The organism is Thiomonas sp. FB-Cd (genome assembly GCF_000733775.1).
In the GTDB taxonomy this organism is placed as follows: Bacteria; Pseudomonadota; Gammaproteobacteria; order Burkholderiales; family Burkholderiaceae_C; genus Thiomonas_A.
On sequence record NZ_JPOE01000002.1, the window covers coordinates 2,743,214 to 2,757,217 of the forward strand.

Here is a 14,004-nt window from a genome sequence, read left to right on the forward strand (position 1 = left end):
TCAACGCCCAACGCTCTCGCACAAACATCGATGAAGCCATCATGCCAACACCTCTAAATCCGCCGTCATTGCCACGCTTTTTCACGCTGGCCGTGGCCGCCGCACTGACCCTCGGCGCCACGCCGGCCCACGCCGCGCTGCCACAGGCGGTTCAGTGGAGCCAGGCGCAAATCGTCAGCGCCGACCTGCAGATCCAGCACCTCGCGCCAGGCGCGTATCGCCGGACGTTTCAGGCCAGCGCCACGGTGCAAAGCCCGGCCGCGCTCTTGCGCGACCTGAGCGCGCTGGACATGGCTCGCGCGCAACTCGCGGCGGCGCGTAGCAGTTTGCGACTCGCGCAATTGCAGGCGCAGCGGGCGCAGGGCTTGTTCCAGGCCGGGCAGAACATTGCGCTGGCCGAAGTGCAACAGGCGCAGACCGCGGCGCAAACGGCCCAGGCGCAGGGGGCTGTGGCGCAAGCCACGCTGCAGGCGGCGCAAGCCGAACTCACGGCCAGCCTCGGCCCGGCACTGGCGGCGCGGCTGCAAACGACACCCGCGCTGCGCAGCGCCATCGCCAGCGGGCGCGAACTCATCGTCGATCTCACCCTGCCACCAGGCACCAATCTGCCTGCGGTAGCACAGGTGCGGCTGTATGTCCCCGGGGGCTCGGGCGAGCTGCGCGATGGCTGGCTTCCCGCCACCGTCATCGGCCCGGCGGCGGCGGCTTCGGCCCATATGCAGGGGCTGCGCTTTGTCGTCACCAGCCCGGCCGCGAGTGGCCTGATGCCGGGGCTGCAATTGCTGGCGCAGGTGCAGTCCGGCCAGGCGCAACAAGGCGTGCTGCTGCCTGCCGGCGCCGTGGTGTGGTCGGACGGCCAGGCGCTGGTGTTCACGTCCACGCCCGCAGCCAACAATGCACGCCGGTTCACTGCCCACGCGTTGTCCACCGCCTGGCCGCTGAAAGCCGGTTACATGCAGCCCGGCTGGGCTGCCCTGGATGTGGTGACGCACGGCGCAGCCCTGCTGCTCACGCCGCCGCCCAAGACACAAGCCAAGCCCGCCGCGCATGACACAACCGCCGGGGACGACGACTGATGGCCCGCGCCCGTGGTCTGCAGGCGGCGCTGATAGGCGCCAGCATTCATCGCCGTGGCGTGGTGCTGACGCTGGCCGTGCTGTTGGCGGCGCTGGCGGTCAATTTCGCGCGCCAGGCCAGTACCGATGTATTTCCCGAATTCGCCGCCAAGATGGTGAAGGTGCAGACCGAAGCTCCCGGCCTGTCGCCCGAGCAGGTTGAATTGCTCGTCACCGACCCGCTGGAGGCGGCGTCCAGCGGCATGCTTGGCGTCAAGCAGGTGACGTCGAAAAGCCTCCCGGGCCTCTCCATCCTGAAGCTGTATTTCGAGTCGGGCACCAAGCTTCAGGACGACCGCTGGCGCGTGGCGCAGCACCTTGCCACCGTGCACCTGCCCACAGGCGTCGGTGCGCCGCAGTTGATTCCGCTGACCTCCAGCACCGGCACGGTGCTGATGGCTGGGCTCACATCGCAACGCCACAGTCTGATGGATCTGCAGTCCATTGCGCAATGGCGCATCCGGCCGCAACTCATGGCGGTGCCGGGTGTGGACAACGTCCTGATCTTCAGCCAGCAGACACGTGCGCTGCAGGTGCTGGTGAATCCGCAGACGCTGCAGCGTTTTCAGCTCGATCTGCAAGATGTTCTGGCCGCCACGCAACACGCCACCGGTTTGCTGGGCGGCGGCTTCATGGCCACGCCCGAGCAGCGCGTGCTGCTGGTCAGCCACGGCCTCGCGCCCACGCCGCAGGCGCTGGCCGCCACGGTGCTGCGCGCCACGCCGCAAGGGGTGGTGACGCTGGGCGACGTGGCGCGGGTGGCCTACGCCTCGCTGCCCGCGATCGGCGGGGGCAGCGTCAGCGGCGAGCCCGCGGTGATCATCAAGATTCAGGAGTCTTACGGCGCCAACACCATGCAGGTGACGCGCGCGGTGCAAGCCGTGCTGCAGCAACATCGCGCAGGTCTGCAAGCGCAAGGCATCACCCTGCACGGCACGCTGTTCAGGCCCGCCGACTTCATCACCATCGCCATGCACAACGTGCGTGACTCGCTCTTGCTGGGCGCTGCTCTGGTGGTGCTGGTCATCGCCCTCACGCTGCTGGACTGGCGCGCCGCGCTCATCTCCTCGCTCGCCATTCCGCTGTCGCTGCTGGCCGCCATCACGGTGCTGGTGTGGATGGGCGTGACGCTGAACGTGATGACCCTCGGCGGCCTGGCCATCGCCATCGGCGTGGTAGTGGACGACGCGGTGATTGACGTCGAGAACATCCTGCGGCGGCTGCGCGACAACGCCGTGGCCGAACAGCCGCAGCAGCCGCTGCGCGTCATCCTCGCCGCCTGCCTGGAAGTGCGCGGCGCGGTGGTGTACGCCACCGCCGCCGTGCTGCTGGTGGTGGTGCCGGTACTGCTGCTGCCGGGTTTGTCCGGGCGGTTGTTCGCGCCGCTGGCGCAGGCCTATGCGCTGGCGGTGCTGGCCTCGCTGCTGGTGGCGCTCACCGTCACCCCGGCGCTGGCCGCGCTGCTGCTGGCGCGGCGCGGCCAGCGCCGCGCCGCGCCGGACGGCACCAAGCCGCAGCACGGCACGTCCGCGTCAATGTCCGCAGCAGCACGCACTTCAGCGCCCCTGCACACCCCCGCCCCGGTGCGTGTGGCCCAGCGCGGCTACACCGCCTTGCTGCGGCTGCTGCTGCCGTACTGGCTGCCGGCTTCCATCATCATGCTCTTGCTCGTCATCGGCGCGGCGCTGCTGGCGCGGGGCATGGGCGGCAGCTTTCTGCCGCCGCTGCAGGAAGGGCAGTACATCGTGCACATGCGGCTGGCGCCGGGCGCGTCCATTCAGGCCTCGCTGGACGAAGGCGCCCGCGTGGTGAAAGCGCTGGAGCAGTTACCCGAAGTGCGCCTGGTCGCCCAGCACACGGGGCGCGCCGCGTTGTCGCCCGACGCCTCCGGCACACAGAGCAGCTCGCTCGACGTCAACCTCAAGCCGGGGGCCGATTCGGCGCAGGCGCTCACCGCCATTCGACACGTGGTCGACGGCTTTGCCGGCGCCAGCTTCCGCATCAACAGCTTTCTCACCGAGCGCTTGGACAATACCGTGGCCGGCGGCGGCGCCGCCCCGCTGGTGGTACAGGTGCTGGGCACCCATCTGCCGGCGATTGACGCAGTGGCCAAGCGGGTTGCGGCGGTCCTGGCCGCGCTGCCCACCGCCACCGGCGTGCAACTGCAAACCCCGCCCGGCGTGCCGCAGCTCGACATCGCGCTCAAGCCCCAGGCGCTGCGCGCCTGGGGCCTGCAGCCGCTGCCGGTGCTGCAGGCCATCCACACCGCCTTTGCCGGCAGCAGCGCAGGCACGGTGTTCCACGGTTCCGTTCCGGTGCCGGTACGCGTGGTGCTGACGCGCAGTGCACGCAACAACCCGCAGGCGCTGGGCGACTTGCTCATCCACACCCCGTCGCTGGGCTTCGTTCCGCTGGCCCAGCTGGCCAGCATCAGCGCCGCCAGTGGCCCGTCGGACATTCGCCACCTCGGCGAGCAGCGGGTGCAAACGGTGCTGGCATCGACCACCTCGGCCGACATCACCAGCTTCGTGCAGCGCGCCCAGACCGCCATCCACGCGCAGGTTCAAGTGCCGCCCGGCGTCAGCCTGCAGTTCCAGGGCGATGCGGCGCAGCGCAACGCCACGCTGCAGCGGCTGGGGGTGGACGTGCTCGGGGTGTTCGCCGGGCTGATGCTGTTGTTGTCCATGGCACTGGGGCGCAATGCCACCACCGCCGCTGGCGATGCGGCGGCGATCACACCACGCCAGGCCGCATCGACCACCACGCGGCAAGTGCTGCTGGTGCTGCTGTCCGTGCCCGCGGCCTGGGCTGGCGGGGTGTTTGCCGCCTGGCTGGTGGGCGGCGTGTTGTCGCTGGGCGCAGTCATCGGCCTGCTGGCGCTGATGGGCATCAGCCTGCGCAACGCCATTCTCATCTTCGCCCACGTCGGCCAGTTGCAGCGCGAACATGGGCTGGCATGGAACGCCGACACCCTGCTGCGCGCCGTGGCCGACCGCCTCGCCGCGATCGTCATGACCTCGCTGGTCACGGCCCTCGGCGTGCTGCCGCTGGCGCTGGGCCTGCATGCGCCAGGCCGCGAAATTGAAGGCCCCATGGCCGTGGCCCTCCTCGGCGGTCTGCTCACCAGCCTGCTGTACAACCTGTTCGTGCTGCCGCAACTGGCGCTGCGCTTCGGCGTGGCGCCGGCGCAGCGCGAAAGCCGTGCATGAATGCCGCGCATGAAACCCGGCAGACAAAACCCCATCAAACCAACTCAGCATGGCCACTTGGCCTGCCAACCAAGCCTGGCAGGAATGCCGCCTTTTCGCCCCCAACTGACGCGCCGCGATGGGCGCTGCCGTCCTTCCCCTTCGATCCCCTCGCCAAGGAGACTGCCATGACCAACACCACCATCGCATCCCGCTCCCTGCGCGCCGCCGGACGACTGCTGTCGGCCGTTCCACCGCTCCTCGCCGGCGCCCTGTTCGCCCCGCTTAGCCAGGCGGCCACGGCGCCGGACATCCCTTATCACCCGCCCAGGGTCTGATCACCCCTCAAAGCTGGCATTCGCCCGGCCTCAGCGCTGCGGCAGCAGGTCAATCTGCGAGGTCGCTTTCTGTCCCTGGCTCATCCAAGCGACCAGCCTCCGGACCCGGTCCGGGAGCATCGTTCCGCGATGAAGCTGGGGGAGCCGATCGCCACAGTCTTCTTGAAAACATCGATCGAGGTGAAATCATGCGTGTGCGTTTCACAATTGCTGCCATCGTGGTGTTCGTCATGGCCGGCATGACCTATTTTGTCCTGGCTAGGAGGCGGGCTGTCCCGCAGGCGACGTTTGTGCTGCTGTCTGGAAGAACGCTTTCAACCTCTTCCCTGCGAGGCCAGGTCTATCTGGTGAATTTCTGGGCCACGAGCTGCGCCACCTGTATCAAGGAAATGCCCAAAATGGGCAAGACGTACGAGCGATTCAAGGGAAGGGATTTCGAGTTCATTGCGGTGGATATGCGCTATGACCCGCTGCCCTATGTCACCGATTACACCTCGACCCGGCATTTGCCGTTCGGTGTTGCCAAAGACGTGGGCGGCGGTCTGGCTCGCGAGTTTTACGACGTGCGCCTGACTCCGACCACGTTTCTGGTCGATAAGCAAGGGAACATCGTCAAGAGGATTCTCGGCGAGCCAGACCTTTCTGAACTCGATCGGCTGATCCAACACGAACTGGCTAAAAACGCTTGAAAGGACCAAGCCCCATGGACAGCTCACTCATCCTCGAAGTCATGCTCGCGCTCGGCGCAGGCATGCTCCTCAACCTGACGCCATGCGTGCTGCCGGTCATTCCAATCAAGGTTCGCACCATCCTGCGCGAAGCGGGAGAAAAACCGGCAACCCGTGCCCTGTCTGCCAGCCTGTTCGCTGCAGGCTCCCTCTTGTTTTTCACCCCCCTGGGGCTGGCCACAGCGCTGCTGCATCTTCAATGGGGTGTGCTGTTCCAATCACAGGCCGTGCTGATCGGCTTGGTTATCGTCCTTCTCGCGATGGCGGTGATGAATTTCACGGGGCGCGGATTGCCCATTCCTCCGGTCATCGCCAGAATGGGAGGCGATCGTTTTGCCGAGCCACTGATCTCCGGCCTGGTCAGTGCCCTTTTGTCCTCTCCCTGCACCGGCCCCTTGCTGGGTGGGATCCTCGTGTTTGCTCTCACCCGGCCAGCGACAGAGATTGTGATCATTTTCATGGCCATCGACCTCGGTCTGGCTCTGCCCTACGCCATTCTGCTTCTGAAGCCCGGGCTGCTGGATCGACTGCCGCGAGGGGGGGCTTGGACCGACGTAGTGCGTCAAAGCTTCGGCTGGCTGCTTGCCGGTGCCGCAGTCTTTTTCGCGCAAAGCCTGGTTCCAGCCATGCTCGACAAAGCGCTATGGTTCAGCTTGGTTGTCGGGATCATGCTGTGGATCTTCGCAACGAGCATTCGCGCCGCAGATCGCGCCTCCCGCTGGGCCGCGCCACTATCGAGCCTTCCTTCACTGGCTTTGGTCTACCTGAGTGCGGGGATCTGGCCCGCCCCATCGCAGGGCATCCCCTGGCAGCCGCTCAAGGCAGCTCAGATCACCGAGATTGCCAGTCTGCATCGACCTGCGCTGGTCGAGTTCACCGCGCAGTGGTGCCTGAATTGCAGGTTTCTGGAGAAAACCGTCTACCGCGACTCGCGCGTTGTGCAAGTTCTGCGCGCCGGCCGTGACGTCCCACTGCAAGTCGACTTGACACGCCCCAACCCAGAACTGCAACAGCTGCTTGCCGCGTACGGCGGAGATGGTCTGCCGTTCGTGGCGATCCTGGATCGACATGGGAGGGAGATCGATCATCTTTCAGGATTGTTCACGGCCGACGCGCTTCTCGGCGATTTGAATGCCATCCACCGATAGAGAACTCATGATGAATCCAAGAACCCTACGCATTGCCATCGCCTCGTTCATCGTTCTTGCCCTTGTGCTTGCTGCCATGTTGCTGATCCGGGCCACCCACCCTCCTGGCTTCGGCGCGAGCATCCCCGCCAACCTCGTCGACTCCTCCATGAAGGTTCGCGCTGGCGCCGCGGTCGATGGCCGCGATGCTGTGGTGACGTTGCACATCCAGCCGGGCTGGCATGTTTACGCAAATCCGCCGTCGGCTCCTTACTTGATCCCTGTCACGATCGTCGTGCAACGTGGCGGCCACGTGCTGGATCTCCAGCCGAGCTACCCACCTGGTCAGGACATTGGCCTACGGGTCGACGGCAAGATCATCCGGGTCTACGAAAATGGCACACGCATCGCACTACCCGGTCTGTCCAGCCTGCGCAGTGTCCACCTACAGGTGCGGGTCCAAGCCTGTGCTGACAAGGGGCTATGTCTTCCACCCGCAACGCTTATCGCTTCGTCGCGATGAACGCGACATCCATGCGTGCTCGAGGGATACCGCCGGCGGCGTCCACGAAACTCGGCATGGCCCAGCGGCCCCAGGGCTCAGATTCAGCGGGCTAATGTTGCCTCGCCGTAGTGGCCCGCCCTGCATCCCAGAACCCACCCGTCGCACAGGTCAGGAGCCGGGCGCTGACGATGTCGCTGTCGGCTGCGGCGGGGCGCTCAACGCAACCTGGATTTGCTGCTCCGCCCGAAGGCGTATTTGGACGATTTGCCGCAGGATTTGGGCAACCGCGGCGCCGGCCTTGGCCTGTGCCGCCGGATCGGGCGTGGCCACGGAGTTGACCGCCAGCAGGTTGGCCCGAGCGGCGTAGAGCTGCGCCTGCAAGGCGCCTTCCTGACGCAAGGCCTCGGCCTGGATCTGCCCAATGCGCACACGCTGCTGCGGCGTGAACGTTTCCTGCCAAGTGCCCCTGGCCGCCGGCCAGATGCCCCCGCCCATCATGCCGTAGCCATAACCGCCGTCGTCACCATAGCCGTGATCGCCCTGAACGCCGAGCGCACCCCAGTCCCTGACCGGGCCGTTCATCATGCCGTATCCGAATCGTGGTCCCCACCAGCCGACCCTTTCACGCCAGGGGGGCGGTGCGCCCGCTTCCCATCGCTGACCCCAGAAGGGGACAGCGCCGAATTCGGGGATTAAGAGCAGGTAAAAAGCGAACAGCACGATCGCCAGCGCGAGCAACCACTTCGGTAGCGGTTTCATGATCCGGACCTCAGCTTTCCAGCTCGCGCCGCATGCGGTCGTAGGTGTCGCGGTCGATGTCCCCGCGGGCGTAGCGCTCCTTCAGAATGTCCAAGTGCCTTTTGCTGTCGGATCGCGCCCCGGAATCGCCCGAATGGCCCGTGAACAGCCATCGGATCAAACCCACAAGCACGGCGAGAATCAAACCCCACCACACCAGCATGAAGAGCCAGCCCAAACCGAAGCCGCCCCATCCGCCCATCATTCCATATCCATAGCCCATGACCATGCTCCCTTTGAATGTTCACAATAACCAGGCACCGACCGGCTGGACCGAATTAGCGCCTTGATGATGACGGCTCCGACCCAGCCCTCAGGCGCGCAGGGCCTCGGCGACGTGCTTGAGCTTGTCGCGCACTTCGCCGCCGAGTTTGTCCACCTCGGGGCGCTTGACCATGCCGAGCACGGCCGCTGGATCCATGAACACTACGCTGACCCTGCCGTCCGCCTCTTCCCGCACGACGACATTGCAGGGCAGCAGCGCGCCAATATCCGGCTCGGCTTGCAAGGCCTGATGGGCATAGTGCGGATTGCAGGCTCCGAGGATGAGGTAGGGACGTTCCTTGATGCCGAGTTTGGCCTTAAGCGTGGCGGCCACATCGATGGTGGTCAGTACGCCGAAGCCCTCCTGTTGCAATGCCTCGGTCGCCGCTTGCACGGTGGCCTCGAAGCCTTTGGGGCTGGTCACGGTAAAGACGTAGTCACTCATGGGTAACTCTCCGAGTTTTGGAAAGGAATGAACGGGTTGAAGATGGTGGTGCACGGTCCTTGATGGGATCGTATGGCGCATGGCTCTGTCCACTGCATGTCACGCCTGCGCTGTTGCTACCTGCGGCCCAGCCACGGCGCTCGTGGCCGGGCCGATGTGAATGCCGGTCAACCGGGTGCGCTTGAGCATCAGGGCATTGACTGCCACCAGCGCCGAGCTGCCCGACATGGCGAGCGCCGCCACTTCCGGGCTGATGGTGAAGGGGTAGAACACTCCTGCAGCCACTGGAAACGCAATGACGTTGTAGGCCAATGCCCACCATAGGTTCTGATGCATCTTGCGCAGCGTAGCGCGCGACAGCACAATCGCGCCGACGACATCGAACGGATCGCTTTTCATCAGAACCACGTCGGCGCTTTCGATCGCCACATCGGTTCCGGCGCCGATGGCGAAGCCGACGTCGGCCTGCGTCAGCGCCGGTGCATCGTTGATGCCGTCGCCCACCATGCCGACTCGCTTTCCCTGCGCCTGCAACTCCTTGACCTTTGCTGCCTTGTCACCGGGCAGCACGTCGGCCAACACGATGTCGATGCCGATCTCGCGGGCGATGCGCTCCGCCGTCGCCCGGTTGTCGCCGGTCAGCATGGCCACCTGCACGCCCCTTGCGTGGAGCGCCGTTACGGTGGGTGCTGAGGTCGGGCGCACGGCGTCGGCAATGGCGACGAGGCCGATCAGCCGCCCTGCGCGCGCGACGTGCACCACCGTGCGCCCCCGTCCCTGCAGGCGCTGCGATGCGGCCTCGAGGCCGTTCATGTCCACCGTGTCGAGCGCCATCAACTTGGCGTTGCCCAGCAGCACAGTGTCGCCGCCCAGTTCTGCCCGGGCACCCATGCCGTCGACATTGGTGAACGCGCCGGCGGGTTCCAGTGCAAGGCCCCGGGCGCGCTTGAGGATTGCTAGCGCCAGCGGATGCTCGGAGAATTTCTCCACGGCCGCGGCGGTCTTCAGCAGGTCGTCTTCCGCTGTTCCGGCAGCCAACGCCAACTCGACCACTTCCGGCTGTCCCAGGGTCAGCGTACCGGTCTTGTCGAAAACCACCACGTTCAATCGGGTCGCGTCCTCCAGTGCGGAAGCGTTCTTGAACAAGATGCCGTTCATCGCGCCGAGCCCCGTCCCCACCATCACAGCCATCGGAGTGGCGAGGCCGAGCGCGTCAGGGCAGGCGATGACGAACACGGTGATGGTGAGTGCCAGCGCCAGCAGAAGCGGCTGTCCGAGGACGACGTACCAGGACACGAAGGTCGCCACGCCGATCAGGACGGCGATCACCACCAGCCATTGCGATGCGCGGTCGGCCAGCAATTGCGCCGGCGCCTTGGAGTTCTGCGCCTCCTGCACCAGCTTGACGATCTGCGCCAGCGCGGTGTCGGCGCCCACCTTGGTGGCGCGGTAGCGGAAGCTGCCGCTCTTGTTGATGGTCGCCCCGATCACCGCGTCGCCGGGTTTTTTCCCCACCGGCATCGACTCGCCGGTCAGCATCGACTCGTCGACCTGCGAGGCGCCTTCCAGCACCTCGCCATCCACCGGAATCTTGTCACCGGGGCGGATGAGCACCACGTCGCCCGGCAGCACCTCGGAGGTTGCCACCGTGAATTCTGCACCATCGCGCAGCACCGTCGCCTTGGGCGGCGCCAGGCTCATCAGCGCGCGGATCGCCTCGGAAGCGCCGGCGCGGGCGCGCATTTCGAGCCAGTGCCCCAGCAGGATGAACACCAGCAGCACCGACACGGCCTCGTAGAACTGCGCACCCTCGAAGAAAAAAGTCGTGCCGACGCTGAACAGATAGCCTGTGCCGACGGAGAGCACGACCAGCACGGCCATGTTGAGCACACCGTTGCGCAATGCGCGTCCCGCCGCGACGAAGAAAGGCCAGGCCGGATAGATCACCGCGGCGCTGGCCAGGCCGAACAGCCAGTACTTGAGCCCGACACCGAAGGGCGGCGCCGGGGGCGCGAACAGGCCGCCCATGGGCGAGTACACGAACAGCGGGACCGTGAACAACAGGCACACCCAGAACCGGTTGCGCATGTCCCGTGCCATGGCGTGCGCATCCATGCCGGCGCCGTGACCCATGTCGTGCGCCATGGCGTCCTTCGCGTGCGGCTCGCACAGGTGGTCGGGAACCGACTCGCCACGGCAGTGATAGCCGCACCGCGCGACGTGCGCCTGCAGTGCGGCCACGTTTGTCAACGCCGCGTCGTGCACGACCGTGGCGCTGCCCCCGACGTAGTTGACCTGCACGTCGCTGACACCGGGCAGGCGCCGGATCTGCTTTTCGACCCCGCGGGCGGAGAGACTCGACACCAGCCCGGAGACATCGATGACGCTGGTGGTGTTCATGGGGACCGTCTTGTTCCTGAATCGGATGGCTGCGCCGGCGGAGCGGACTATCAATCCGCTCCGCCGTATGGAAACCAGCTTGTTTCCACCTTAGCGCCGCAACGCTGTCCCGTTCATGACAGGGACATTAAAACTCTGTCATCTTTCGCCGACCCACGCCTACGCTCACGCCGACCCGCCACCTCGAGGATCCGCTCCGGGCCGATCGACCGGCTCCGCATGGCATTCGCATGGCCCGCTGGCCGCGGCCTGTTGCAGGTTCTGCATGATGCCGCAGTCGCTCGCCGTCCGGTTGGCCTGGCAGGTCTCGCGCAACGCGTGCAACTGCTTCTCCAGCAGGCGCAGTGATTCGACCTGATGGTGGATGCGCGCGATCTGCTGGTCGATCAACTGATTGATGGCGTCGCACGCAGATTCAGGATGTTCCTGAAAGCCGCGCAACACGCGCACGTCCGGCAATCCCATGCCAAGAGAGCGGCAGTGACGAATGAAGTTGAGTTGCACCAGATGGCCGCTGGTGTAGTTGCGATAACCGTTGCCGTCGCGGGCGGGCGCGTCGAGCAAGCCCTCGCGTTCGTAAAAACGCACCGTCTCCACGTCGCAGTGGCCACGCTGCGCCAATTCCCCGATTCGCATGATGCATTCCCCTCTCGTGCAAAAGCACTTGACCCTGTAGCAGGTACAGGCTGTTCAATGATCGCACTGTTCACCGAGATCCGCCTTCATGAGCCAGCACGACCACACCAGCACAGCGTTACGCCTGCCTGTCCAGGCGCAAGACCATGGACCCGCCTGTGACCACGATCACCACACGCACGCGGCGGCCGATGCCTGCTGCGCTCCGGCGACACAGACCGACTGTCTGACGGGGGTTTGCAAGTCCAATCCGGCACCCGAAGGAACCAGTCGGGTGCGCTACCGCATCGACAAGATGGACTGCCCGACCGAGGAGCGCCTGATCCGCAACAAGCTGGAGGGGATGCCCGGGGTTGTCCAGCTCGACTTCAACCTCCTGAATCGGGAACTCACGGTGTATCACCGTTTGGACCAGCCCCGGGAGATTGCCGCAGCGCTGGAGAGGCTGGACATGGCGCCACGCCTGCTTGAAGCCAACGCGCCAGCGTCCGTGCTTCCCCCTGCCCTCAGTCCACGGCAAAAAGGTCTGCTCGCCGTGGCTGGCGTCGCCGCGGTCGCGGCCGAGATCATCGCCTGGTCGACCGGGCGAGAGACCTCATGGATGGTGATGGCGCTTGCCGCTGTGTCCATCGTGAGCGCCGGCCTGCCCACCCTCAAAAAGGGCTGGATCGCGCTCAGCAACCTGACCCTCAACATCTACTTCCTGATGTCCATCGCCGTGGTCGGGGCCGTGGCTCTCGGCAAGTGGCCGGAAGCGGCGATGGTGGTGTTCCTGTTCGCAGTGGCCGAGGCGATCGAGGCGCTGTCGCTGGAGCGTGCCAGGAACGCGATCAAGGCGCTCACGGCAATCGCACCGGAAACCGCCGAGGTCAAGATCGGCGAAGCCTGGGAGGCCAAGCCCGTGGCCGAGGTGGCCGTCGGCCGCCGCATTCGGGTACGCGCCGGCGCGCGGGTGCCGCTGGACGCACGCGTCGAGTTCGGCCGTGCTGCGCTGAACCAGGCGCCGATCACCGGGGAGAGCCTGCCCGTGGACAAACAAGCGGGTGACCTGCTGTATGCCGGCAGCATCGTTGCCGATGGCGTGGTGGAAGCCACCGTCACGGCCTCGGCAGGTGACAGCACCCTGGCCCGCATCGCCCTGGCCATCCAGAGCGCGCAGTCACAGCGCGCGCCGACCCAGCGTTTCGTCGATCGATTCGCGCGGTATTACACCCCTGCGGTGGTGGTCTTCGCCATCACCGTGGCCATCCTCGGCCCACTGCTGACCGGCGGAAGCTGGAGTTCCTGGCTGTACGAGGCCCTGGTCATGCTGGTCATCGCCTGCCCCTGCGCCTTGGTGGTCTCCACCCCGGTGACGGTGGTCAGCGGTCTTGCGGCGGCGGCCAGGCATGGCATCCTGGTCAAGGGCGGGGCCTTTCTCGAAGGCGGCCGGCTGCTCAAAGCCCTGGCGCTCGACAAGACTGGCACGCTGACCCGCGGCAAGCCCGCGCTGACCGATGCAATCCCGCTTGGCGACATGCCGATCGCGCAAGCCTTGCGGATCGCCGCCAGCCTCGATGACCACAGCACGCATCCGGTCGCCCAGGCGCTGGTTGCCGGTTGGCGGGAGCAGCAGCCAGGTGCCGCACTCCTGCCCGTCGACGATTTCGGCGTGCTCCAGGGGCGCGGCGTCACAGGCCGTATTGCCGGTCAGGATTGGCATCTGGGCAATCACCGTCTGGTCGAAGAGATCGGGGGGTGTTCGGCGGCACTGGAGGCGCGGCTTGCTGTCCTGGAAAATGCCGGCAAAACCGCCATCGTTCTGTGTGACGCGGCCGATCCGGTGGCCGTGTTTGGCGTTGCCGACACCCTGAGGCCGGAGAGCGCGCGGGCCGTTGCGTCCCTCAAGTCGCTGCATGTCGAACCGGTCATGTTGACCGGCGACAACCCGGCCACGGCACGGGCGATTGCCGTTCAGCTCGGCATCAAGGATGCACGCGGCAATCTGCTGCCGCAGGACAAGCAAGCCGCTGTCGCGGAGCTTCTTGGGCGCTACGGGTCGGTCGGCATGGTCGGCGACGGAGTGAACGATGCGCCGGCGCTGGCGCGTGCGACGATCGGCTTCGCCATGGGGGCGGCCGGCACCGCCACGGCGCTGGAGACCGCCGATGTGGCCATCATGGACGACGACCCGCGCAAGATTGCCGACTTCATCAGCTTGAGTCGGCGCACGGCCATGCTTCTCAAGCAGAACATCGCACTCGCGCTTGGCATCAAGGCCGTGTTCTTCGTGCTGGCCCTGAGCGGAGTGGCGACCCTGTGGATGGCGGTGTTCGCCGACACGGGGGCCAGCCTTCTGGTGGTGTTCAACGGGATGCGACTGCTGCGCCGGTGAGTACGGGATGACTTGGTACGATTTGATCGCCGCATTGACGGTATCGACCCTGCCCGCCAGGGTCTTCCCGGGCATTCCTGGGCCCT

General features: G+C 66.1%; 12 protein-coding genes. 7 read left to right on the plus strand and 5 right to left on the minus strand.

Annotated features, from left to right (window positions below):
- Positions 1-41 precede the first annotated feature (41 nt).
- The 6 genes from CD04_RS0113360 (at position 42) to CD04_RS0113390 (ending at position 7,019) form a co-directional block, all read left to right on the plus strand.
- Positions 42-1,076 carry a hypothetical protein gene (locus CD04_RS0113360; RefSeq protein WP_031407521.1) on the plus strand — a complete coding sequence of 345 codons (1,035 nt, stop codon included), beginning with the start codon at positions 42-44 and terminating at the stop codon, positions 1,074-1,076.
- Complete coding sequence (locus CD04_RS0113365; protein ID WP_031407523.1) at positions 1,076-4,324, plus strand: efflux RND transporter permease subunit; 3,249 nt, start codon at positions 1,076-1,078, stop codon at positions 4,322-4,324. Before CD04_RS0113360 ends, CD04_RS0113365 begins: the two co-directional genes overlap by 1 nt.
- Before the next feature lie 167 nt (positions 4,325-4,491).
- Complete coding sequence (locus CD04_RS23820; protein WP_154048449.1) at positions 4,492-4,641, plus strand: hypothetical protein; 150 nt, start codon at positions 4,492-4,494, stop codon at positions 4,639-4,641.
- A gap of 188 nt (positions 4,642-4,829) precedes the next feature.
- The gene (locus CD04_RS0113380; protein WP_031407528.1) at positions 4,830-5,330 is read left to right on the plus strand and encodes a TlpA disulfide reductase family protein; all 501 of its coding nucleotides are present in this window, start codon (positions 4,830-4,832) and stop codon (positions 5,328-5,330) included.
- 14 nt (positions 5,331-5,344) lie between these two features.
- Positions 5,345-6,517: a protein-disulfide reductase DsbD gene (locus tag CD04_RS0113385; RefSeq protein WP_031407530.1), complete on the plus strand. Its 1,173-nt coding sequence runs from the start codon at positions 5,345-5,347 to the stop codon at positions 6,515-6,517.
- Between the two features lie 7 nt (positions 6,518-6,524).
- Entirely contained in the window at positions 6,525-7,019 is a 495-nt protein-coding gene (locus CD04_RS0113390) for a protein-disulfide reductase DsbD domain-containing protein (protein WP_031407532.1), read from the plus strand.
- 150 nt (positions 7,020-7,169) lie between these two features.
- Here the strand turns inward: CD04_RS0113390 and CD04_RS0113395 are convergent, their stop codons facing one another.
- The 5 genes from CD04_RS0113395 to CD04_RS0113415 form a co-directional block, all read right to left on the minus strand.
- Positions 7,170-7,760, minus strand: a complete 591-nt coding sequence (locus CD04_RS0113395) for a hypothetical protein (protein WP_031407535.1) — start codon at positions 7,758-7,760, stop codon at positions 7,170-7,172.
- A 10-nt stretch (positions 7,761-7,770) separates the two neighbouring features.
- Positions 7,771-8,022 (minus strand): SHOCT domain-containing protein, encoded by a 252-nt coding sequence (locus CD04_RS0113400; protein ID WP_031407537.1) that lies wholly within the window; start codon positions 8,020-8,022, stop codon positions 7,771-7,773.
- 90 nt (positions 8,023-8,112) lie between these two features.
- Positions 8,113-8,508 (minus strand): DUF302 domain-containing protein, encoded by a 396-nt coding sequence (locus CD04_RS0113405; RefSeq protein ID WP_031407539.1) that lies wholly within the window; start codon positions 8,506-8,508, stop codon positions 8,113-8,115.
- A gap of 99 nt (positions 8,509-8,607) precedes the next feature.
- Positions 8,608-10,908 carry a cation-translocating P-type ATPase gene (locus CD04_RS0113410; RefSeq protein ID WP_031407541.1) on the minus strand — a complete coding sequence of 767 codons (2,301 nt, stop codon included), beginning with the start codon at positions 10,906-10,908 and terminating at the stop codon, positions 8,608-8,610.
- Between the two features lie 165 nt (positions 10,909-11,073).
- A complete protein-coding gene (locus tag CD04_RS0113415; RefSeq protein ID WP_038167813.1) occupies positions 11,074-11,544 on the minus strand; it encodes a Cd(II)/Pb(II)-responsive transcriptional regulator in 471 nt (156 codons plus the stop codon).
- An 88-nt stretch (positions 11,545-11,632) separates the two neighbouring features.
- Between CD04_RS0113415 and CD04_RS0113420 the strand changes: the two genes are divergently transcribed.
- The gene (locus CD04_RS0113420) at positions 11,633-13,918 is read left to right on the plus strand and encodes a heavy metal translocating P-type ATPase (RefSeq protein WP_038167815.1); all 2,286 of its coding nucleotides are present in this window, start codon (positions 11,633-11,635) and stop codon (positions 13,916-13,918) included.
- Positions 13,919-14,004: the final 86 nt, after the last annotated feature.